Annotated in this window: 22 protein-coding genes and 2 riboswitches; of the genes, 21 read left to right on the top strand and 1 reads right to left on the bottom strand. The window is 31.8% G+C overall.

What is annotated here, in order from left to right:
* Window positions 1–26 precede the first annotated feature (26 nt).
* The gene (locus ACFWUA_RS08030; protein WP_416197527.1) at window positions 27–746 is read right to left on the bottom strand and encodes a tRNA lysidine(34) synthetase; all 720 of its coding nucleotides are present in this window, start codon (window positions 744–746) and stop codon (window positions 27–29) included.
* Window positions 747–831: 85 nt separating this feature from the next.
* Between ACFWUA_RS08030 and queG the strand changes: the two genes are divergently transcribed.
* The 21 genes from queG to grdD all read left to right on the top strand — a co-directional run bounded on the left by queG (window position 832) and on the right by grdD (window position 23,311).
* A complete protein-coding gene (queG, locus tag ACFWUA_RS08035; protein WP_416197528.1) occupies window positions 832–1,845 on the top strand; it encodes a tRNA epoxyqueuosine(34) reductase QueG in 1,014 nt (337 codons plus the stop codon).
* A 122-nt stretch (window positions 1,846–1,967) separates the two neighbouring features.
* Window positions 1,968–3,155, top strand: a complete 1,188-nt coding sequence (locus ACFWUA_RS08040; protein ID WP_416197529.1) for a glycine C-acetyltransferase — start codon at window positions 1,968–1,970, stop codon at window positions 3,153–3,155.
* An 82-nt stretch (window positions 3,156–3,237) separates the two neighbouring features.
* Window positions 3,238–3,519 carry a DUF503 domain-containing protein gene (locus tag ACFWUA_RS08045; RefSeq protein WP_416197530.1) on the top strand — a complete coding sequence of 94 codons (282 nt, stop codon included), beginning with the start codon at window positions 3,238–3,240 and terminating at the stop codon, window positions 3,517–3,519.
* Window positions 3,520–3,527: 8 nt separating this feature from the next.
* The gene (nth, locus tag ACFWUA_RS08050) at window positions 3,528–4,175 is read left to right on the top strand and encodes an endonuclease III (protein WP_416197531.1); all 648 of its coding nucleotides are present in this window, start codon (window positions 3,528–3,530) and stop codon (window positions 4,173–4,175) included.
* Window positions 4,176–4,211: 36 nt separating this feature from the next.
* Entirely contained in the window at window positions 4,212–6,203 is a 1,992-nt protein-coding gene (locus tag ACFWUA_RS08055; protein ID WP_416197532.1) for a cell division protein FtsA, read from the top strand.
* 96 nt (window positions 6,204–6,299) lie between these two features.
* Window positions 6,300–7,691, top strand: a complete 1,392-nt coding sequence (locus ACFWUA_RS08060) for a VanW family protein (RefSeq protein WP_416197533.1) — start codon at window positions 6,300–6,302, stop codon at window positions 7,689–7,691.
* A 35-nt stretch (window positions 7,692–7,726) separates the two neighbouring features.
* The gene (locus tag ACFWUA_RS08065; protein ID WP_416197534.1) at window positions 7,727–8,398 is read left to right on the top strand and encodes a DUF2225 domain-containing protein; all 672 of its coding nucleotides are present in this window, start codon (window positions 7,727–7,729) and stop codon (window positions 8,396–8,398) included.
* Between the two features lie 47 nt (window positions 8,399–8,445).
* Window positions 8,446–8,626: riboswitch (cobalamin riboswitch) on the top strand.
* Between the two features lie 104 nt (window positions 8,627–8,730).
* Entirely contained in the window at window positions 8,731–9,699 is a 969-nt protein-coding gene (locus ACFWUA_RS08070) for an ABC transporter substrate-binding protein (RefSeq protein WP_416197535.1), read from the top strand.
* Between the two features lie 17 nt (window positions 9,700–9,716).
* Window positions 9,717–10,766: a FecCD family ABC transporter permease gene (locus ACFWUA_RS08075; protein ID WP_416197536.1), complete on the top strand. Its 1,050-nt coding sequence runs from the start codon at window positions 9,717–9,719 to the stop codon at window positions 10,764–10,766.
* Window positions 10,767–10,782: 16 nt separating this feature from the next.
* Window positions 10,783–12,036 carry an ABC transporter ATP-binding protein gene (locus ACFWUA_RS08080; RefSeq protein WP_416197537.1) on the top strand — a complete coding sequence of 418 codons (1,254 nt, stop codon included), beginning with the start codon at window positions 10,783–10,785 and terminating at the stop codon, window positions 12,034–12,036.
* Window positions 12,037–12,113: 77 nt separating this feature from the next.
* Window positions 12,114–12,947: a Cof-type HAD-IIB family hydrolase gene (locus tag ACFWUA_RS08085; RefSeq protein WP_416197538.1), complete on the top strand. Its 834-nt coding sequence runs from the start codon at window positions 12,114–12,116 to the stop codon at window positions 12,945–12,947.
* Between the two features lie 62 nt (window positions 12,948–13,009).
* Window positions 13,010–13,477, top strand: coding sequence for a tRNA (uridine(34)/cytosine(34)/5-carboxymethylaminomethyluridine(34)-2'-O)-methyltransferase TrmL (gene trmL / locus ACFWUA_RS08090; protein ID WP_416197539.1), 468 nt, complete (start codon window positions 13,010–13,012; stop codon window positions 13,475–13,477).
* 58 nt (window positions 13,478–13,535) lie between these two features.
* Entirely contained in the window at window positions 13,536–15,137 is a 1,602-nt protein-coding gene (locus ACFWUA_RS08095) for a Na/Pi cotransporter family protein (RefSeq protein WP_416197540.1), read from the top strand.
* Between the two features lie 151 nt (window positions 15,138–15,288).
* A riboswitch (glycine riboswitch) is annotated at window positions 15,289–15,391 on the top strand.
* Window positions 15,392–15,525: 134 nt separating this feature from the next.
* Window positions 15,526–15,903 carry a GrdX family protein gene (locus ACFWUA_RS08100; protein WP_416197541.1) on the top strand — a complete coding sequence of 126 codons (378 nt, stop codon included), beginning with the start codon at window positions 15,526–15,528 and terminating at the stop codon, window positions 15,901–15,903.
* Between the two features lie 77 nt (window positions 15,904–15,980).
* A complete protein-coding gene (gene trxB / locus ACFWUA_RS08105) occupies window positions 15,981–16,925 on the top strand; it encodes a thioredoxin-disulfide reductase (protein ID WP_416197542.1) in 945 nt (314 codons plus the stop codon).
* A 23-nt stretch (window positions 16,926–16,948) separates the two neighbouring features.
* The gene (gene trxA, locus ACFWUA_RS08110) at window positions 16,949–17,266 is read left to right on the top strand and encodes a thioredoxin TrxA (RefSeq protein ID WP_416197543.1); all 318 of its coding nucleotides are present in this window, start codon (window positions 16,949–16,951) and stop codon (window positions 17,264–17,266) included.
* A gap of 66 nt (window positions 17,267–17,332) precedes the next feature.
* A complete protein-coding gene (locus ACFWUA_RS08115) occupies window positions 17,333–18,619 on the top strand; it encodes a glycine/sarcosine/betaine reductase component B subunit (protein WP_416197544.1) in 1,287 nt (428 codons plus the stop codon).
* A 35-nt stretch (window positions 18,620–18,654) separates the two neighbouring features.
* Window positions 18,655–19,131, top strand: a complete 477-nt coding sequence (grdA, locus tag ACFWUA_RS08120; protein WP_416197545.1) for a glycine/sarcosine/betaine reductase complex selenoprotein A — start codon at window positions 18,655–18,657, stop codon at window positions 19,129–19,131.
* A 39-nt stretch (window positions 19,132–19,170) separates the two neighbouring features.
* Window positions 19,171–20,478: a glycine reductase complex selenoprotein B gene (gene grdB / locus ACFWUA_RS08125; RefSeq protein ID WP_416197546.1), complete on the top strand. Its 1,308-nt coding sequence runs from the start codon at window positions 19,171–19,173 to the stop codon at window positions 20,476–20,478.
* A 102-nt stretch (window positions 20,479–20,580) separates the two neighbouring features.
* On the top strand, window positions 20,581–22,119 hold the full coding sequence (gene grdC, locus ACFWUA_RS08130) for a glycine/sarcosine/betaine reductase complex component C subunit beta (RefSeq protein ID WP_416197547.1): 1,539 nt from the start codon (window positions 20,581–20,583) through the stop codon (window positions 22,117–22,119).
* A gap of 10 nt (window positions 22,120–22,129) precedes the next feature.
* A complete protein-coding gene (gene grdD / locus ACFWUA_RS08135) occupies window positions 22,130–23,311 on the top strand; it encodes a glycine/sarcosine/betaine reductase complex component C subunit alpha (protein ID WP_416197548.1) in 1,182 nt (393 codons plus the stop codon).
* The last annotated feature ends 95 nt before the right edge of the window (window positions 23,312–23,406 follow it).

A 23,406-nucleotide genomic window follows, 5' to 3' on the forward strand; every position in this document is an offset into this window, starting at 1 on the left:
GATAAATAGAGAATTATTTGCAAAGTTTAAAGCCATAAATTACCTTGTTCAAAGTTTTCTATAGCTTTTATTGCTTTATTTTGGAAATCAGGGTACTTTTCTTCAATGTTTTTAAGTAAGACTTTTATTTCATTTCGTTTATTTATTTTGTCTTGGGGACAAATTTTATTTTTCCCTAATGGTAGTTGTTCATCTTTTACTACTTTTTCTATTGTTTTTTCATCTATATAAATTAGAGGTCTTATTAGTTGTAGTTCATGCTTTTCATTATAGGAAATTGGTTTAAAGGTTTCTAACTTACCTGTATAGATAAGATTTAAAAGAAATGTTATAGCTACATCTGTTTTGTGATGTCCTAGGGCTATTTTGTTTACGTTGTTGTTTTTTGCAATTCTTGCCATAGCGCCTCTTTTCATCTTTGAGCAGAGATAGCAAGGACTCTTTTTATCTTCAAATATTTTATCTATGATATGAATATTTTCGTGTATATAAGGAATTTTGTTTTCTCTACAAAATATTTCCACATTTGACATATCTATTCCTATACCTATGTCTATATGAAGTCCTATTATATCAAAGTTTAAATATGAATTTTCTCTTAAAAGTAATAGAGAATAAAGTAAGAAGATGCTATCCTTTCCTCCAGAAAGGCCTACTATTATTTTATCGGTATTTTCTAGCATATTATATTTTTCCACAGCGTTTCTTATATCATTTAAAAAGAGTTTATTGTACCACTTTTTCAAAAGATTACCTCCAAGTTTTATTTTAGATTATATGCTTTCTATTAAATGATATAATAATTATAAATAAAAATAAAGGAAGATTAGCATGAATTTAAAACAATATATCATACAAAAATCCCAAGAGGTAGGAATTGATATTATAGGGTTCACAGATTCTAACAGATTAGATGATTTGAAAGATTATCTTTATGAAAGAAGAGAAAATAATAGAGAAACAGAGTTTGAAGAAAAGGATTTAGATAAAAGAATAGACCCGAAAAGTACATTTCCTCATTGCAAAAGTATCATTGTAGTTGGGATTTCTTATAATGTAGATTTTAATGAAAAAGTAGATTTTAAATTAAAGGGGAAAATTTCAAAATCTTCTTGGGGAGAAGATTATCATAGAGTAGTTAAAGATAGAATAGAAAAACTTATAGATGAGATTGAAAAAGAAATTGGATTTAATTATGTATCTTTTGTAGATACAGGACCATTGATAGATAGAGAATTGGCTAGAAAATCTGGTATAGGTTGGTATGGGAAAAATTGCTCAATTATAAATGATGATTATGGTTCTTTTATATTTATAGGATATATCTTGACTGATTTAGATATAGAAAGTGACAATCCTATTTCTAGCAAGTGTGGAGATTGCGATCTTTGTTTAAGAGCCTGTCCTACAGGAGCTTTAGAAGCACCTTATAAATTTAATCCCAAGAAGTGTATATCTTATCTTACTCAAACTAAGGGTGAAATTCCTTATGAATTGAGAGAAAAGATGGGAATGAAAGTTTATGGATGTGATACTTGTCAAATTGTTTGTCCTAAAAATAAAAAGGCTTTGAAGAGCAAAAACAATGAATTTATTCCCGTCAATACAAAAGGATATATAGATATAGAAGAAATTTTCAATATGTCCAATAGTGAATTTAAAAAAAAGTATGGTTCTATGGCAGGGGGTTGGAGAGGAAAGAATATCTTAAAAAGAAATTGCATTATAGCTATTGCGAATATGAAAGATGTAAATAGTATTGAATTTTTAGAGAAAGCATTAAAAGATCCAAGCCCAATGATTCAGCAATATGCAGCTTGGGCAATAGAGAAAATAAAGGCCTAGAATTTGTTAAATTATTTTCATAAATAAATGATTTATAGTTTGTGAAAATGAAAATATTTGTGATATACTATAAATTGATGATTGTAAACCTTTTCTCAAATTTAATTTTAGGAGGGGAAACCATGGGAAATGTACATGAATTAAATTTTTTGAAGGAAAAAATACAAGGCTTAAAGGATGATGGAGTTTATAGAAAACTTCCTGTACTTGAAGGACCAAATGAGGCAGAAGTTATTCTAAATGGCAAAAAGGTTATTAACCTATCCTCAAACAATTATTTAGGATTTGCCAATCATCCAAGACTTAAGAAAGCCAGCATTGAAGCTGTAGAAAAATATGGCGTTGGTGCAGGTGCAGTTAGAACTATTGTAGGAAATATGGATATTCACGAAAATTTGGAGAAATTATTGGCTAAATTTAAACGTGAAGAAGCTGCTTTTATCTATCAATCAGGATTTAATTGCAATGCTGGAACTATTCAAGCTATAACTGAAAAAGGTGATTTAATTATTTCAGATGAATTAAATCATGCTTCAATTATTGATGGAACTAGACTTAGCAAGGCTGATAAAGCAATATTTAATCACTCAGATATGGACAGCTTGGAAGATGTACTTAAAAAGAATAGAGACAAATATAGAAATATTTTAATTATTACTGATGGTGTATTCAGTATGGATGGGGATATTGCAAAATTACCTGAAATAGTAGAATTAGCTGAAAAATATGAAGCTATGACTTATGTTGATGATGCTCATGGCTCAGGAGTATTGGGAGAAAGCGGAAGAGGAACTGTTGATCATTTTGGTCTTCATGGAAGAGTAGATTTTTCAATAGGTACTCTTTCAAAGGCTATAGGAGTAGTAGGAGGATATGTAGCAGGAAGCCAAACTATGTATGAATGGTTAAATCACAGAGCTAGACCAGTTCTATTTAGTACTTCACTTCCTCCAGCAGCAGTTGGAGCTATAACTGAAGCTGTAACAATGCTTATGGAATCTACTGAATATACAGATAGACTTTGGGACAATGCAAAATACTTTAAAGAAAAACTTGGCACACTAGGATTCAATACAGGTCATAGTGAAACACCTATCACTCCAGTTATTATAGGAGATGAAGCAAAGACTATGGAATTCAGCAGGAAGTTACTTGAAGCAGGTGTGTTTGTATCAGGAATAGTATTCCCAACAGTTCCAAAAGGAACAGGAAGAGTTAGATGTATGGTTACAGCAGCTCATACAAAAGAACAACTTGATAGAGCAGTAGCTGCTTTTGAAAAGGTAGGCAAGGAAATGAATATTTTATAAGATTTAGGAAAGGGGGTTGTACCCCCTTTTTACATATTCTAAAATAGATTGTATAGACTTAAAATATAACGAGGTGATTTCTATGATAATTGGTGCATGTACTATAAAATTAATTATATATGAATCAAATTCTTTAAAAGATAAAAGACATGTTATAAAGAGTATCATAGGGAAAATACAATCTAGATTTAATGTATCCATTGCAGAAATTGATTTAAATGACAGTTGGCAAAGTTCTATCATTGGTTTTGCTTGCGTTACAAATGATACTACTCATGCCAATCAGATAATAAACAATGTGTTAAAGTTTATAGATGGAGATAGTAGAGTGGAGATTATAGACTATAATATTGAAATACTGTAGGTGATAATGTGGGAAAAAATTTAAGTAAAAAAGAAGTAAAAGAGGTATTAAGGATGCTTGAGGAACTTTATCCTGATGCTAAAGCTGAATTAAATTTTTCAAATCCCTTTGAACTTTTGATAGCTACAATTCTTTCTGCTCAATGTACTGATGTGAGAGTCAACAAAGTTACAGAAAAGCTCTTTAGAGAATATAAAACTCCTGAAGATTATTTAAAATTGACCGAAGAAGAATTAGGAGAGAAAATTAGAAGTTGTGGTTTCTATAACAACAAAAGCAAGAATATTTTGGGAACTTGTGAAATGTTAGTTAAAGAATATGATGGAAAGGTTCCAGATACTAGAGAGGAACTCATGAAACTTCCTGGAGTGGGCAGAAAAACAGCCAATGTAGTTTTAAGCAATGCTTTTTCTAAAGATGCTATTGCTGTTGATACCCATGTATTTAGGGTATCAAATAGAATAGGGTTGTCAAATAGTAGCAATGTTTTGGATACAGAAAAAGACTTAATGGAAAACATTGAAAAAAATATGTGGTCCAAAGCTCATCATTTGTTGATTTTTCATGGAAGACGTATATGCAAAGCTAGAAAGCCCTTATGTGAAAAGTGCCCATTAGATAGTTATTGCATATATTATAAAGAAAACGTACAATAAAAGAGAGAGGAAAAACGAAAGAAAGGGTTGTTAGGGATGTCGGATTTCAATACAACTGTAAAAAATCTTGAAGATTTAATATTTTCACTTGATATAGGCACTAGAACTGTCATAGGCATAGTTGGAATATATGAAGATGAGAAATTTAAAGTTCTTGCAAGTTGTGTAAAAGAACACAACAAACGAAATATGTATGATGGTCAAATTCATGATATAGAAGGGGTAACTAAAATAGTTAAAGAAGTAAAAGAAGAATTAGAGGGAAAACTGAAATTGCCTTTGAAAAGAGTTTCTATTGCTGCAGCAGGTAGAGCTTTGAAGACTAGTAGAATTAGGATAGATAAAGAAATTGATAAAACTGTTGAGATAAACAACAATATGATAGAAGCTTTAGAACTTGAAGCAGCACAAAAATCTCAAGAATTGATAGATGAAGAAAAAAATAAAAATGATTTAAAATACTACTGTATTGGTTACAGTGTAGTAAACTACTATTTAGATGATAGTTTTATTGAAAATTTAGAGGGACATAAAGGTGAAAAAATTGGAGTAGATCTTTTAGCAACTTTTTTACCACAAGTAGTTATAGATAGTTTATATGTAGTAGTCAATAGAGCTGGTCTTGAAGTTTCTAATATCACATTGGAGCCTATTGCAGCTATAAATGTAGCTATAAAAGAAAATTTGAGATTGCTAAATTTAGCACTAGTGGATATTGGTGCTGGTACATCAGACATTGCTATAACCAAAGATGGTACTATAGTTGCTTATGCTATGACAGCTACTGCAGGAGATGAATTGACGGAAAGTTTAGCAAGAGCATATCTTTTAGATTTTGATTCAAGTGAAAAACTTAAAATTAGTTTAAATAAAGAAAACATCCATGAATTTTCTGATATAGTAGGAGTAAAATACAAATTGACTACAGAAGAGATTATTTCAAGTATTGAAAATGAAATAGATAAATTGGCTAGAGAAATAAGTGAAAAAATAATTGAATACAATGGGAAATCTCCAAGTGCAGTGTTTTTGGTAGGAGGGAGCAGCCAAATTCCTACTTTAAGTGAACATATTGCCAACTGTTTAGGGCTTCCCAAAGAAAGAGTTGTTATTAGAGATATTAGTTTTATTGAAAATATTGAGGGCATAGAAGATGGACTTAAAGGGCCGGATATAGTTACTCCTATTGGAATTGCCATGGAAGGGGTAAATAATGAATATAAAAATTTTATTCAAATATATATAAATGGTGAAGAAATAAGGGTATTCAATACAGAAAATATAAAGGTAGCAGATGTATTGATTCTTATTGGATACAATCCTAGAAATTTAATTCCTCAAAGAGGAGAAGATTTCATATATTATTTAAATGGAGAGAAAAAGTTAGTAAAAGGTGATATGGGGAAACCTGCAGAAATATATGTAAACGGTAGGCTTGCCAATTTGAATACAGAATTAAAAAATAAAGATTTTATTGATTTGGTAGATAGTACCAAAGGAAGTAAAAAAACATTATATCTTTATGATTGCATTCCTAAATCTAAAGTGATAGTTTTAAATAATGAAGAAGTAAATTTAATTGGGGAATTGCGAATAAACGGCGTAAAAATAGAAAAAAACACAATTCTTAAAGAAGGAGATAGAATAGAATATTTTGAAATAAATACTATTTATGAATTGTTAAAATATATGAATATAGATACTCATGATGTAAAAGTATATAAAAATTTTGAAGAATCAAATTTATATTCTAAGTTAAAAAATGGAGATATAATAGAAATCAAAACTAAAAATGGGACAAGCGATACAAAGAATAGTCAGAAAGAAATATGTTTGAGCATAAATGGAAAAGAAAGAACTTTTCAATATAAAAAGAAAGAATTTGTTTTTGTCGATATATTTAACTATATTGATTTTGACCTTTCAAAACCTAGAGGAAGACTTGTACTTAAATTAAATGGAAGAGAAGCAGAGTATTTGGAAAGGTTAAAAGATGGAGATATGATTGAAGTCTATTGGGAGAATTAATTTGTATCTGCACCTTTAATAGATTACATAACTTCCATATTATAAAAATACAATTTAATTGATAAGTAAATAAAAATTAAAGGGTGGATGCATGGTATGAGTAAAGAAAAACAAATCAATAAAAAAAGAAATATAATTTTATTATATATTGTAATTGTACTATCACTGCTAGGTATTGGTAGTTATGGTATATCATCTGTGTTAAATAGAGATACAATATATGAAGGAGTTAAAATAGGAAATTTTGATGTAAGCAATATGACAAAGGAACAGGCATTGAATAAGATAAAAGGAGAAATGGAAGAAGAATTAGCTGGAAAACAGATGATTTTAAAATATGAAGACAAAATCTATAATGTGAAAATTGCAGATCTTGGATTTCATTATAAATATGAAAAAGCAATAGATGAGGCTTATAGTATAGGCCGAGAAGGCAATATTGTAAATAAATTAAAGACTATAATTGATACCAAAAAATATGGAAGGACTTTAGAATTAGAAACAGCTTATGACAAAAAATTAATAGACAATTTAGCTGATGAAATATCTCAAGATATAAATCTTGAAAGTAAAGAGGCAGTATTTAATTTTAATAGAGGTAAAATGAATATTACTGAAGAAGTAGTTGGCAGAAAAGTAGATACAGAGTTGTTGAAACAATTGATTGATGAGAATGTATATAAATTGGAAGACATTGAAATACCTGTTGAAAAAATTCAACCCAAGGCTACTAAAGCTCAATTGAGCAGAATAAATGGAATTATAGGGCAGTTTAGTACTTCTTTTAAAACCAGTAGTAGTGATAGAAAAGAAAATATAAGAGTTGCTGCGAAAGCTATAGATGGGAAACTTTTAATGCCAGGAGATACTGTTTCATTTAATGAAATGACAGGGCCAAGAAGTAAGCAAAATGGCTATAGGGAAGCAAATGTCATTTTAGAAGGAGAATTCACTCCAGGGTTTGGCGGAGGTGTATGTCAGGTATCTACCACATTATATAATGCTCTTTTAAATGCAGATGTAAAGGTTGTTGAAAGACATCCTCACTCAATACCTGCAAAGTATGTAAATTATGGTCAAGATGCAGCGGTTTCTTTTGGTAGTCTTGATTTGAAGTTTAGAAATGATTTTGATTTTCCTATTTACATTCATACACAAGTATCTAGTGACAATATTTATATTTATATATATGGTGATGTAAATACTAAGAACTACAATGTAAAAATAGATTCTGAACTTATAGAAAAAGTAGAACCTGTGGTTGAAACAGTTTTAGATAACAGTTTGAAACCAGGAGAAAAAGTTCTTCATCAAGCTGGTAGAATTGGATACAAGACCAAAACTTATAAATCAATAATAAAAAATGGCAAGGTAGTTAAAAAGGAATTACTACATTCTGACTATTACAAACCAAGAAAATATATTTATAAAATTGGACCAAAAGTAGAAGAACAAGTTGAGACATCTACAGAAGAGGTTGGAGAATAGATTTTAGTACATTAGAAAAGAAAGAGGGAAGAAAGTTGACAGAAGTAGGAGAACTATATGAGAAAAAAGTGAAATGTCCAGTCTGTGGTGAAGAGTTTAAGACTAGTAAAGTAAGGCTTTCTAAACTTAGATTAGTTAAAAGAGATTCAGATTTTTTGCCCTATTATGAAGGGGAAAATCCTGTACTTTATGGTGTTTTTGTGTGTCCACATTGTGGGTATGCTGCATTGGAAGAAAATTTTAATAAAATAAATTTTCAAGGAAGAGAGACAATTAAAAAAGAGGTTTCATCTAAATGGAAGGAAAGAAGCTTTTCGGGAAAGAGAACTATTGAAGATAGTATTGCTGCGTATAAACTGGCACTATTTTGTGGAGAACTCTTGGAGAATAAAAATTCTGAACTTGGGAATATATGTATTAGATTGGGATGGCTTAATAGATTAAAAGAAGATAAGGATGAAGAGGAGAGATTTTTAAGTTTAGCTAGAGAACTTTTTAGTAATGCTTATTACAATGAACCTTTAAACAATGAATCTATGAATTACTTAACTGTAGCTTATTTGATTGGAGAAATTTCTAGAAGAATTGGGGACAAAGATGAAGCAATAAAGTGGTTCAATACAGTACTCAAGGATCCTGAAATTAAGAACAATATTGCATTGGAAAAAATGGTTAGAGAGCAATGGCAAATAGTTAAGGAAGAATAAATGGTCTTGAATGTTTAAAAGATATTTGATATTATTTTTTGGGAGTTAAATTAAATATTAAATTGGGTGTTTCTAATGAAACTTAAAAGGGAAAGTGGTGAAAATCCACTGCAGCCCCCGCTACTGTGTGTGAGGACGAATCAACAGAAGCCACTGGATTTTCTGGGAAGGCGTTGATAGTAGGAAGATTCACAAGCCAGGAGACCTACCCAAATTTAGAGCCTCGGAGGGAGGGATGTATAGTATTGTATACTTTTTACCCTATTCTTTAGTTACTGAGGACTAGGGTTTTATTTTTGATTAGAAAAAATCACAAAATGGAGGGGAAACTTATGAAGAAAATTAACTCTAAGAAATTGTTAATACTATTTTTAGTTTTGGCAATGGCGTTAACTACTTTTACAGCTTGTGGCAAAACAAATTCAAATGAAAATTCAAAACAAAATGAAGAAGTGGTAACGGAAAAGGGAAATGAAGTTCAATATCCTATGGAAGTGGAAGATCAGTTTGGAAACAAAGTGACAATAGAAAATGAACCTAAAACAATAGTTTCGTTGGCTCCAAGTCATACAGAAATACTTTTTAGTCTTGGATTAGGAGATAAAGTTGTAGGTGTAACTGAATACTGCGATTATCCAGAAGAAGCTAAATCAAAAGAAAAGGTTGGAAGTTTTACTGGAGTAAATATTGAAAGAATAATTGAATTAAATCCTGATATTGTATTTCAATTTGGTCCTGGAGATGAAGAAGTAAATGCAAAAATAAGAGATGCAGGAATTGCTCTTTTATGCTATGAACCAGATTCTATTGATGAAGTCATAAACTTGATTGAGAGTATTGGTAAAATGACTAATACTCAAGATGAGGCTACAAAAGTTGTAAATGATATGAAAGCAAAAAGAGATGAAATTGTAAATAAAGTAAAAGATAAAGAAAAAGTTAAGGTTTTTTATGAAATATGGGATGATCCATTGATGGCAGCAGGCCCTGGTTCTTTCATGGATGAACTTATGACTTTAGCTGGAGGAGAAAACATAGCAGGTGATGCAGAAGGTGAATATCCACAGTTTGATATAGAACAATTAATAGAAAGAAATCCTGATGTTTATTTAGGAGCTAAAGATAGCGAAGAAAAAACTGTTGAATCAATAAAAGAAAGACCAGGATTTGAAAATATAAATGCTGTCAAAAATGATAGAGTGTATTTATTGGATCCAAATATAGTTTCAAGACCTGGACCAAGAATAATAGATGCATTGGAATTGGTTGCAAAATCTATTCATCCAGATGTATTTAAATAAAAAAAGTAGGGATTTTTATGAGCTTAAAAAGGTCTAAAAATAAATATGCTACTATTGTTGTATTTTTGGTACTTGCTTTGATATTTTCTGTAGTACTTTTTTCTACTATTGGTACGGCAAATATAAAAATTTCAGATACTTTTAAAATAATTGGTTCTAAGCTCCCCCTTATTGGTGAGAAAATAAATATTGATGGTATACCAGATTCTCACAAGACTATTATTTTAAAAATAAGATTGCCTAGAGTTTTATTAGGGGTTTTAGTTGGAGCCAGTCTATCAAGTGCAGGAGTTGCTTTTCAAGGAATGTTTAAAAACCCTATGGCTGATCCTTATGTTATGGGAATCTCATCAGGGGCAGCCTTAGGGGCTTCTCTTGCTATAATTTTAGGCCTGAGAAAGACAATATTTGCAATATCTCCTATATCATTTTTTGCATTTATAGGTTCTCTCATAACTGTGTTTTCTGTATATTTTATTTCTAGAGTTAAAAATAAAGTGCCAGTGACAAATCTGTTGCTTTCAGGAGTTGCCATTGGTCAATTTTTAACTGCAATAATGTCTTTTCTGATGGTTATATATTCAAAAGATATGGAAAAGATTATATTTTGGACTTTGGGGAGTTTATCAGGAAAAGGATGGGAACCTCTCATCAGAATAGCTTTCCCAACTATATTATCTATCATGATTTTAAATTTTTTCTCAAGAGATTTAAATATTATTTTAACTGGTGAAGAATCTGCTAAAAGCTTAGGGGTAGAAGTTGAAAAAATAAAAATATATATATTGATACTGTCATCTTTTATGACAGCTATGGTGGTATCTGTAAGTGGTATAATAGGCTTTGTTGGTCTTATAATACCTCATATTGTAAGGCTTTTAGTTGGGCCAGATCATAGAATATTGCTTCCATCTGCTGCTCTAGTAGGAGGAATATTTATGATATTTGCAGATACTATAGCTCGAACTATTATTTCTCCTGTTGAAATTCCTGTAGGAATTATAACTGCTATGTTTGGAGGACCATTTTTTATATATTTATTGAGAAAGAAAAAGAAAGGAATTTAAATTTAGGAGTGAAACTATGGTTAAAGCAATAAAAGTCCAATCACTAAAATTTGGATATAAAGATGATTTGGTACTTAAAGATATTTCTTTCTCATTAGAAGAAGGACAATTTATGAGTATCATTGGGCCCAACGGTTCTGGAAAATCCACATTACTTAAAAATATATGCAATTTAGAAAAGCCCAATAGTGGGGAAATAGAAATCCATGGCAAGAATATTTCCCAATATAAATCTAAAGAATTGGCAAAAAAGATTGCCCTCGTTCCTCAGGACACTTTTATATCCTATGATTTTTCAGTGTTTGATGTAGTACTTATGGGTAGATTTCCTTATTTAGGTAGATTTGACAAAGAAACAGATGAAGACTTTGAAATAACTAAGGAAGCTTTAAAAATCACCAATACTTTTCATTTAAGAGATAGAAATATAAATGAAATAAGTGGAGGGGAAAGACAACGTGTCATCATAGCTAGAGCATTAGCTCAAGAACCAGATATCATATTTTTAGATGAACCAACCAGTCATTTAGATATAAATCACCAGATGGATTTATTAAATATATTAAGAAATTTAAACAAAGAGAAAAATACAACTATTGTGTTAGTTATCCATGATATAAATTTAGCTTGCAGATACAGTGACATAATCATGCTTTTAGACAAAGGTGAAATATTAAGTATCGGAAGTCCTAAAGAGGTAGTTACTAGAGAAAATATTGAAAAGGCTTATGGATTAAATACAATAATAGAAGAAAATCCTTATACGAATAGTCTTTATATAGTTCCATTGTCTTTAAATGGAATAGTCAAAAAAGTAGACAAAAAAGAAAAGGTTCATATCATATCAGGTGGAGGTACAGGTAGAGAGATAATTAGCAAATTAGAAGAAGCTGGCTATGATCTTTCTCTGGGAGTAATAAATGTAGGAGATAGTGATTGGCAATTAGGGAAAGAATTGTCTATAAAGATGGTGGAGGAAAAGCCGTTTTCTCATATCAGTGAAGAAGCTTTTAAAAAAAATATCCAGTTCATAAGGGAAGCGGATATAGTAGTTTTAGGTAGTACTCCCTATGGAAGAGGTAATATGAAGAATTTAGAGGCAGCATCTTTAGCACTTAATATGGGGAAAACAGTTTATTTTTTAGATAATTATTCTAAAGATAATAAATTTGACTATACAGATGGAGAGGCAGAAAAATTGTTGAATGAAATGAAGGGAAAAGGATTGTTAATAATAAATTCTATAGATGAAATAATTAAAAAGGCTTAACATAAGCCTTTTTTGTATTATATTTCGGATATTTTTATGGTATACTTTATGTGATTTATAGAAATGGAGGTAGAAATATGAGTTATAAATTAATTGCCACAGATATGGATGGGACATTGCTAAATAGTCAAAACAAAATAACAGATAGGAATAAAAAAGCTATTTTAGAAGCTTTAGAAGCAGGAGTTAAGGTAATTCTTTGCACAGGTAGAATATTTACATCTGCTCTTTATTATGCAAAGACTTTAAAACTTGATACCCCTATAATTGCTTGCAATGGAGCATATATAGCAGAACAAGATAAATCAAAAATAATTTATGAAGAGCCAATTTCGATTGAATCCTTTAAAAAAATAGTAGAGATTGCAGAAGAGGAAAATATGTATTATCATTTCTATGATGATAGTACTTTTTATGCAAGAGAGCTAAATGATACCATAATGAATTATATGAATTGGAACAAAGAAAGAGATGAAATGGATAGAATAGATATTAGAATAGTAAAAAATCCATTAGATACAATTAAAGATGAAAATAGGAAGGTATATAAAATAGTATTTGTAGATGAAAATAGAGAAAAACTGAAAAGATTTAGGGAAAAAATATCAACAATTAAAGGAATAGAAGTGGCAAGTTCATGGTGGAGTAATGTAGAAGTTATGAACGAAGGTGTTTCTAAAGGAAAGGCTCTAAATAAGCTTTGTGATATGTTAAATATAAGTATGGATGAAGTAATTGCTATTGGAGATAATGAAAATGATATACCTATGTTAAAAGTTGCAGGACTTGGAATAGCAATGGCAAATGGAGAAGGCGTAGCTAAAGATGCTGCTGATTATATTGCTGATACAAATGATGAAAGTGGAGTCGGGAAAATTATTGAAAAATTTATCTTAAAAAAAGATAAATAGATAAGATTATGGTATAATTTTTTTAGATGTTTGAGAAATTAGGAAAGAGGGGATAATGTAGTATGGCATTAAATATCGTTTTAGTAGAACCTGAAATACCACAAAATACAGGTAATATTGCAAGAACTTGTGCTCTTACTGAAACAGTCCTTCACTTGGTAAGACCTTTGGGATTTTCTGTAGATGATAAACATTTAAAAAGGGCAGGACTTGACTATTGGGATTTAGTTGAAATACACTATTATGACAGTTTCAAAGAATTGCTTGACGCAAATAGTCGAGAGAAGTTTTTTTATTCTACAACTAAAGGAAAGCAAAGATATACTGATATGGAGTATTTTGATGGTTGTTTTTTAGTATTTGGGAAAGAAACTAAGGGACTTCCTATGGATTTACTTGAAAAAAATTGGGATAGAACTATTAGGATTCCAATGAAAAAGGGTATTCCAAGATCGTTAAATCTTTCCAATTCTGTAAACATAGTCCTCTATGAAGCTTTAAGACAAATTGATTTTCCTGGGCTAGAATAAACTTTTAAATAAAGTTTATTTAAGTATATTTAAACAAATGAGTTAGGGGGATTAGTATATGGCAATAGCTTTTGGAGTTTTAGGTGGTTTAGGACTTTTTTTATATGGTATGAATCTTATGGGAATTGGGCTTCAAAAAGCTGCTGGAGAAAGACTAAAAAAGCTGATTGAAGTTCTAACAAATAACCGGCTTATGGGAGTGCTGGTAGGTGCATTGGTCACTATGATTATTCAAAGTAGTAGCGCTACTACTGTAATGGTCATTGGTTTTGTAAATTCAGGACTTATGACTTTAGAACAAGCTGTTGGAGTTATAATGGGAGCAAATATTGGAACCACTATTACAGCTCAGCTTATAGCTTTTAATCTTACTGATATGGCTCCACTAGCTGTAGCGATAGGAGTCGCAATTTGGATATTTACATCTAAAAAAAGAATGAAAGATTTAGCAGAGATACTTATAGGATTTGGTATTTTATTCATAGGCATGGATATGATGAGTGGTAGCTTAGCTCCATTGGCTGAAAATCCTTCTTTTGTGAATGTTATGACAAGTTTAAATGATCCATTTCTAGGGGTACTTGTAGGGCTTGGACTTACTACAATAGTTCAAAGCAGTAGTGCTTCTATTGGACTTTTACAAGCTCTTGCAAAACAGGGTTTAGTAAGCATAAATATTGCATTTCCAATACTATTTGGAGACAACATAGGAACTACAACTACGGCATTGCTGTCGAGTATAGGAACAAATAAAACTGCTAAAAGAGCTGCCATTATACACTTTTTATTTAATCTTATAGGAACAATTATTTTTATGACTATATTGAGGATTCCAGTTCAAAAATTTGTTGTAGCATTAAATCCTGACAATGTACAAAGACAGATTGCCAATGCTCATACATTGTTCAATGTCATAAATGTAATCATTCAATTTCCATTTGCAAATCTTTTAGTCAAAATTGCTAAAAAAATAGTTCCAGGGGATGCTGAAGAAGAAACAGTTGGACTTAAATTTTTAGATTCACGTATTATTGAAACACCTTCTATTGCAGTAGGTCAAGCTTCAAAAGAAATTTATAGAATGGCTAGAATAGTTGAAGAAAATTTGAAAACTTCTGAGAGAGCTTTTATGGAAAAAGACGAAAAATTGACCAATGAAGTATTTGAGCAGGAAAAAGTCATCAATAGACTTGAAACAGATATAACAGAGTATATAGTGGAACTTTCCAAAGCTCCGTTGACAGACGAGCAACATGCTACAGTCAATATATTGTTAAATGCCATAAATGATATTGAAAGGGTTGGAGATCATGCAGACAACTTAGCCGAATTAGCTCAATATAGGATTGATAATAAAATATTGTTTAGTGATGAAGCTATTGAAGAATTAAAGATAATGTTTGATAAAGCAGAAAAAGTATATATAGAGGCAATTGAAGCTTTTAAAACTTCTGATATAGATAAAGCTGAAGATGTACTTAAACTTGAAGAGGAAGTGGACTATTTAGAGAAGAAATACAGAGCAAATCATATTGAAAGATTGAACAATCAATTATGTCAACCTAGTTCAGGGGTAGTTTTTCTAGATATAATAAGCAATTTAGAAAGAGTTTCTGACCATTCATCCAATATAGCACAATATGTATTGGGCATAAATTGAGGAAAATCAAGATTTTCCTATGGGTTATAAAAAAAGAATGTTAGAAATTTGTCTATTTATAAATTTTATAGTTGTAATTAATAATTTTATATATTATAATAGTTGTGAAAACGAGAGAAAATATTTATTTAAATAAATATGCATAAACTGGATGAAAAATGCGGGAGAGACCAAATTTTTTGGCGCCGAAGGAGTAAGTATGGGATTTGCCATTCTATTACGAAGCTCTCAGGCAAAGGGACCGTGTTTGGACAGTTCTCTGGGAAGCGTAAGCACCGAAGGAGCAATCCTTATATCAAGGAGAAACTCTCAGGTTATGAAACAGAGTAGATGGGCACGGGGATGTCTTTCTATTCTGTTTTTTTATCAAGTTTTAAGGAGAATATATATGGGTAAAAATATTGTGGTTACAAATAATCCATTGGTAAAAGCAAAGTATCAAGATAAAGTTCCTTTAGAGTATTATGATATAGGATACTTAGAATTGCTAATGAAAGTGAGAGATAAAGTTCATTTAGGATACAAATTGTTAACTCATCCCTTGTCCAGCAGCGTAAAGCCAAATGAAACTCCATATAAGACAGTTATTATTTCAGAAGGTAGTGGTTTAGATTCAGATTCCCTTTTAATTATTGAAAATAGTATATTGACTACAAAAAAATTTTTAAATGATATATCTGTATATAATTGGGAAGATAAAATATTGGAGGATTTTCAAGTTGTAGATTTGTCAATAATAGAACCGGCAATAAATAAGATTTTATAGTATAAGAATGAATATTTTTGGTAAATTTAATACCAAACTGCAAAATAAATTAACTTTATTTAGAGGAGGAGTTGGAGATGTCAGACATTTATGATGTTGTCATAATAGGAGCTGGTCCTGCAGGACTTGCAGCAGGGCTATATGCAGCAAGAGCAAAGCTTAAAACTCTAATAATAGAGAAAGAAAAAGCTGGTGGCCAAATAGTAGTTACAGAAGAGGTAGCAAATTATCCAGGTTCAATTGAAAATGCTAGTGGACCATCTTTAATAGCTAGAATGGTTGAACAAGCAGATGAATTTGGAGCAGAAAGAATTCTTGATACAATTGTTGATATGGAATTGGATGAAAAGATTAAAGTACTTAAAGGTAAGAAAAACGAATACAAGGCAAAAGCTGTTATATTGGCTACTGGAGCAAAGCCAAGACCAATAGGTTGTCCAGGCGAAAAAGAATTGACTGGTAAGGGAGTTTCATATTGTGCTACATGTGATGGAGCATTCTTTACAGATTTAGAAGTGTATGTTGTTGGTGGAGGAGATGCTGCTGTAGAAGAAGCTATGTACTTAACTAAATTTGCTAGAAAAGTAACTATAATTCATAGAAGAGATGAATTAAGAGCAGCTAAATCTATTCAAGAAAAAGCATTTAAAAATGAAAAACTTGATTTCATGTGGAATACAGTAGTTACAGAGTTAAAAGGTGATGGTATTTTAGAATCAATGACTGTAAAAGATACTGTTACAGGAGAAGAAAGAGAAATTGTAGCTGATGAAGAAGATGGTACTTTTGGTGTATTTGTATTTATTGGATTGATACCAGAAACTAAAATCTTTGAAGGTAAGGTTAATATGGAAAAAGGATATATACCTACAGATCAAGACATGAAGACAAATGTACCTGGTGTATTTGCAGCAGGTGATTGTAGGGTTAAATCCTTAAGACAAGTAGTTACAGCTACTGCAGATGGAGCTATTGCTGCTACTCAAGCAGAAAAATATATAAATGAAGTTTTTGATGTTTAAAAAATTTTATAGGAGGGATTCTAATGTTAGAACTGACTAAAGAGAATTTTGAAGAGGAAGTTTTAAAAGCTGAAGGATATGTATTGGTAGATTTTTGGAGTGATGGTTGTGAACCATGTAAGGCTTTAATGCCACATATTCATGGTTTTGAAGAAGTATATGGAGATAAAATTAAGTTTTGTTCACTAAACACAATGAAAGCTAGAAGACTTGCTATATCACAAAAGGTAATGGGATTACCAGTTATAGCTATATACAAAGATGGCGAAAAAATAGATGAAAGAGTAAAAGAAGACGCTACAGTTGAAGGCGTAGAAGAAATGATCAAAAAGTATATTTAGCTTTTAATTTCAGGCTATAGCCTGAAATTGAAATAAATATTTTTCAAATTAAGGGGAGGTGACTATATGCGTCTAGAATTAGGTTATGTATTTATTAAAGACGTTCAATTTGGCAGTGAAAGCAAAGTAGAAAATGGAACATTGTATGTAAACAAGGAAGAATTGATTAATTTAATCAAAGAAGATGAACACTTTGAAAGTGTTGATATTGAATTAGCTAGACCAGGCGAAAGTGTTAGAATTACTCCTGTAAAAGATGTCATTGAACCAAGAGTTAAAGTGGAGGGACCAGGAGGAATATTCCCTGGAATGATTTCCAAGGTAGATATTGTTGGTTCAGGGAAAACTAATGTACTAAAAGGTTGTGCAGTAGTTACAACAGGTAGGATTGTTGGTTTCCAAGAGGGAATCATAGATATGACAGGACCAGGAGCAGAATACACACCATTTTCCAAATTGAACAATGTAGTTTTAGTTTGTGAACCTAAGGAAGGATTGAAGCAACATGAGCATGAAAAAGCTTTAAGAATGGCTGGATTTAAGGTAGCTGCTCATTTAGGTAAGTTGGCAAAAGAAATTAAACCTGATGAAGTTGATACTTTTGAAACATTGCCAATACTTGAAGGTGTAAATAAGTATAGCGACTTGCCAAAGGTTGCTTATGTTCAAATGCTTCAAAGTCAAGGATTGTTGCATGACACTTATGTATATGGTGTAGATGCTAAACAAATTGTACCAACTATTCTTTATCCAACTGAAATTATGGATGGTGCTATAGTTAGTGGAAACTGTGTTTCAGCATGTGATAAAAACACAACTTATCATCATCTAAACAATCCAGTAGTTCAAGATTTGTATAAAAAACATGGAAAAGAGTTAAACTTTGTTGGTGTGATAATTACAAATGAAAATGTTTATCTTGCAGACAAGGAAAGGTCATCTAACTGGACCGCTAAACTAGCTGAATTTTTAGGATTAGATGGTGTAGTTGTTTCACAAGAAGGATTTGGAAATCCTGATACTGACCTTATCATGAACTGTAAGAAGATTGAACAAAAAGGAATAAAAACAGTTATTATTACTGACGAATATGCTGGTAGAGATGGAGCCAGCCAATCTCTTGCAGATGCTGACAAATTAGCAAATGCAGTAGTTACAGGTGGAAATGCAAATGAAGTTATAACATTGCCACCTATGGATAAAATAATTGGTCACATAAAATATGTTGACACAATTGCAGGTGGATTTGATGGTAGTTTGAAGGAAGATGGATCTATAGTTGTAGAATTGCAAGCTATAACAGGAGCAACAAATGAACTTGGATTCAATAAATTGACAGCAAGAGGATTCTAAATATAGAAAAAACATAGTGAAAGGAGAGTGTTGAAATGTCAGTATTTGATGATAAAAAAGTTATTATCATTGGTGACAGAGATGGTATTCCAGGTCCAGCTATGGAAGAATGTCTAAAGAGTACATCTGCTGAAGTTGTTTTTTCATCAACTGAATGTTTTGTCTGAACTGCAGCAGGTGCTATGGACTTAGAAAATCAAAAGAGGGTTAAAGAATTAACTGAAAAATACGGTGCAGAAAATATAGTAGTATTAATAGGTGCTGCTGAAGGAGAAGCTGCAGGATTAGCAGCTGAAACTGTAACAGCAGGAGACCCAACTTTTGCAGGTCCATTAGCAGGAGTCCAGTTAGGACTTAGAGTATATCATGCTGTAGAACCAGAATTTAAAGAAGCAGTTGATCCAGAAGTTTATGATGAACAAATAGGTATGATGGAAATGGTTTTAGACGTAGATGATATAATCAATGAAGTAAAATCTATAAGAGAACAATATTGTAAATTTAAAGATTAATAAGTATACCCGTCGAAATACGAGAGAGGGGGGAAGACGATGGAAAAAATAAGAGTTGTTCATTATATAAATCAGTTCTTCGCTGGAATAGGTGGAGAAGAAAAAGCTGATTATAAACCAGAAGTAAGAGAAGGCGTTGTAGGGCCAGGTATGGCACTAAATGCAGGATTTAAAGGTGAAGCAGAAATAGTAGCAACAATAATATGTGGTGATAGCTATTTCAATGAAAATTTAGAAGAAGCTAAAAAAGAAATAATTGAAATGGTTAAAAAGTACAATCCAGATTTATTCATTGCTGGACCAGCATTTAATGCAGGTAGATATGGTGTTGCTTGTGGAACTATAGCTGATGCTGTACAAAGAGAACTTGGCATACCAGTACTAACAGGTATGTATGAAGAAAACCCTGGTGCTGATATGTTTAAGAAGAGCGTATACATTGTTTCAACTAAAAACAGTGCAGCAGGTATGAGAGATGCTGTTAGCAAAATGGTACCATTGGCACTTAAACTTGCTAAAAATGAAAAAATTGGTTCACCTGAAGAAGAAGGATATATGTCAAGAGGTATAAGAAAGAATTTCTTTGCTGAAAAGAGAGGTTCTGAAAGAGCTGTTGAAATGTTGATTAAGAAATTAAAAGGTGAGGAATTTGTTACAGAATTCCCAATGCCTGATTTTGACAGAGTTGAACCAAATCCAGCAGTTAAGGATTTAAGCAAAGCAAAGATTGCACTAGTTACTTCAGGAGGTATAGTGCCTAAGGGAAATCCAGATCATATTGAATCTTCCAGTGCTTCAAAATATGGAAAATATGATATTGAAGGGTTTGATGATTTAACTAGTGAAACTCATGAAACAGCGCATGGTGGATATGACCCAGTATATGCAAATGAAGATCCAGATAGAGTATTACCTGTAGATGTGCTAAGAGATCTTGAAAAGGAAGGCAAGATTGGAAGTCTTCACAGATATTTCTATACAACTGTAGGTAATGGAACAGCTGTTGCAAGTGCTAAAGCTTTTGCAGCAGAATATGCAAAAGAATTGGTAGCTGATGGGGTAGATGCAGTTATATTGACTTCAACCTGAGGCACTTGTACACGTTGCGGTGCAACGATGGTTAAAGAAATTGAAAGGGCAGGAATTCCTGTAGTACACATGTGTACTGTAACTCCTATTTCTATGACTGTAGGAGCTAACAGAATTGTACCTACTATTGCAATTCCTCACCCATTGGGAAATCCAAAGCTTGATCCTGAAGAGGAAAAAGCATTAAGAAGACAATTAGTAGAAAAGGCATTAAAAGCCTTAGCAACTGAAGTAGAAGAACAAACAATTTTTGAGTAATAAAAATTTAATTAGAGAATATTTCATAGATGAGTAGTATTTATACTACTCATCTATGAGTAATAAAACCATATTTAATTATATTATCGGAGGTGGAATATTATGACTTATGCTGTAGTAAAAGGTGCTGGATATATATTAGTACATACACCAGATATGGTACTACACAATGGAACTACTCAAACAACTGAAAGAATTATAAATCCAGATTCAGATTATTTAAAGGAATTGCCAAATCATTTAAGAAGTTTTGACGAAGTAGTAGAATATTTACCTAATCAAGTTTATATTGGAAACATGACTCCAGAAGAATTAGGGAAATATGAACAACCTTGGGTTGACAAGAAAGCTGAAGGTGCAAGTAAGGTTGGAAAATTCGGAGAAATAATGCCACAAGATGAATTTATTGGTCTTATGAAAATAGTGGATACTTTTGATTTGGTTAAGTTAAGTAAGGAATTCTCTGTAGAAGTAACAAAAAAATTAGAAGATCATCATTTTATAAGTAAAGACTTGATTTCAAGAATCAAAGAAGGAGAAGAAATCGAAGAAATTGAAAAACTTATAAAGGATCAAGGAGCTGAACCACTATACAACAATGGAGAAGTTGTAGGTTGCGTAAAAAGAGCTCATGATGTAGATACAAATCTTAGTGCTCATGTTATATTTGAAAATTTAGCAGTAAAAGCTTCAGGAACATTGGCTGCACTAAATTTAGTAGAGAAAAACAATATAAATCCAGAAGATGTTGAATATGTAATTGAGTGTTCAGAAGAAGCATGTGGTGATATGAACCAAAGAGGTGGAGGAAACTTTGCAAAATCAATTGCTGAAATGGCTGGGTTCGTAAATGCAACAGGTTCAGATACAAGAGGTTTCTGTGCAGGACCTACTCACTCAGTTATAGAAGCAGCTGCTCTTGTTCAAGCAGGTGTATATAAAAATGTAGTAGTTGTTGGTGGAGGCGCTACTGCTAAACTTGGAATGAATGGTAAAGACCATGTTAAGAAGGGTTTGCCAATATTGGAAGATGTACTTGGAGGATTTGCACTATTAATAGGTGAAAATGATGGTATAAATCCAGTTCTAAGAACAGATTTAGTTGGTAGACATACTGTAGGAACAGGTTCATCTCCACAAGCAGTTATAACTTCTCTTGTTACTGCACCTCTTGATAAAGGCAATCTAAAAATCACAGATATAGATAAATATTCAGTAGAAATGCAAAATCCAGATATAACAAAACCAGCTGGAGCAGGAGATGTGCCAAAAGCAAACTACAAGATGATTGCTGCATTGGGCGTTAAGAGAAATGATATTGAAAAATCAGAATTAAATTCCTTTATTGAAAAACATGGTATGGAAGGATGGGCACCAACTCAAGGACATATACCTTCAGGAGTTCCATATGTAGGATTTGGAAGAGAAGACATATTGTCTGGTAAAATAAATAGAGCTATGATAGTTGGTAAAGGAAGTCTTTTCTTAGGTAGAATGACAAATCTATTTGATGGTGTTTCTATAGTTATGGAGAAAAACTCAGGAAAAGTAGAAGAAGAAAAGGGAGTATCAGAAGAAGAGATAAGAAAACTAGTAGCAGAAGCTATGAGAGATTTTGCATCTCATTTATTAGAGAATTAGAGGTGATAAAATGGCTGAAAACAATGTAAATAAAATGATAGGAAAAGTTTTTAAAGACATAGCTGATGCAATAGAAACAGGAGAATTTGGAGAAAAAATAAGGGTAGGTATAACTACTTTTGGAAGTGAACATGGTGTAGATAATGTTGTTAAAGGCGCAGAAATAGCTCAAAAAAGAGATTCATCCATAGAGGTTGTTTTAATTGGACCAAAAGTTGATAGTCCATTGACTCAAGTAGTTGTAGAAAACGAAGAAGAAGGCTACAAAAAGATGGAAGAGCTATTGGATTCTGGAGAAATTCATTCTGCAGTAACAATGCACTATAGTTTTCCAATTGGTGTTTCAACAGTAGGAAGAGTTGTAACTCCAGGCAGAGGAAGAGAAATGTATATTGCTACTACTACTGGAACATCTTCTCCTCATAGAGTTGAAGCTATGGTTAAAAATGGTATTTACGGCATCATAGCAGCAAAGACTATGGGAATAGAAAATCCTACAGTTGGAATTTTAAATTTAGATGGTGCTAGACAAGTAGAAAGAGCATTGAAAGATCTTGACAAAAATGGGTACAAAGTAAACTTTACAGAATCTTTAAGAGCAGATGGCGGTTGTGTCATGAGAGGAAACGATTTGTTGGCAGGTGTACCAGATGTTATGATTACAGACACCCTTACTGGTAATATTTTGATGAAAGTATTCTCATCATATACAACTGGAGGAGACTTTGAAGCTATGGGCTATGGCTATGGGCCTGGTATAGGTGAAGATTATGATAGAGTTATTCTCATATTGTCAAGAGCTTCAGGAATACCTGTTGTAGCCAATGCAATTAGTTATGGAGCTAGTTTAGCTAAAGGGAATGTAAAAGAAGTAGCAAAGGAAGAGTTTGCTAAAGTAAATAAAGCAGGATTTAAAGAAATATTAAAGGGTCTAAACAAAGAAAACAAAAAACAAGATGATGAAGAAGAAGTTGCTCCCCCACCAAAGGAAACTGTGACAGGGACTATTGCAGGTATAGATATAATGGAACTTGAAAATGCAGTAAAAGCTCTTTGGAAAAAAGGCATATATGCTGAAAGTGGAATGGGATGTACAGGACCAATTTTAATGGTAAACGAAGAAAAATTAGAGGCTGCTATAAATATTTTAGCAGATGAAGATTATATTACAAAAGAGTCTACAATTTGTTAATATTTCACAAAAACATTTCTATGAATTGGATTGATTTTTGTGGAAATAAATAAAAATAGTTGAAGGATTTTAGAAAATGATGTAGAACTATATAA

This window comes from Sporanaerobacter sp., from assembly GCF_047830725.1.
Classification (GTDB): Bacteria; Bacillota; Clostridia; order Tissierellales; family Sporanaerobacteraceae; genus Sporanaerobacter.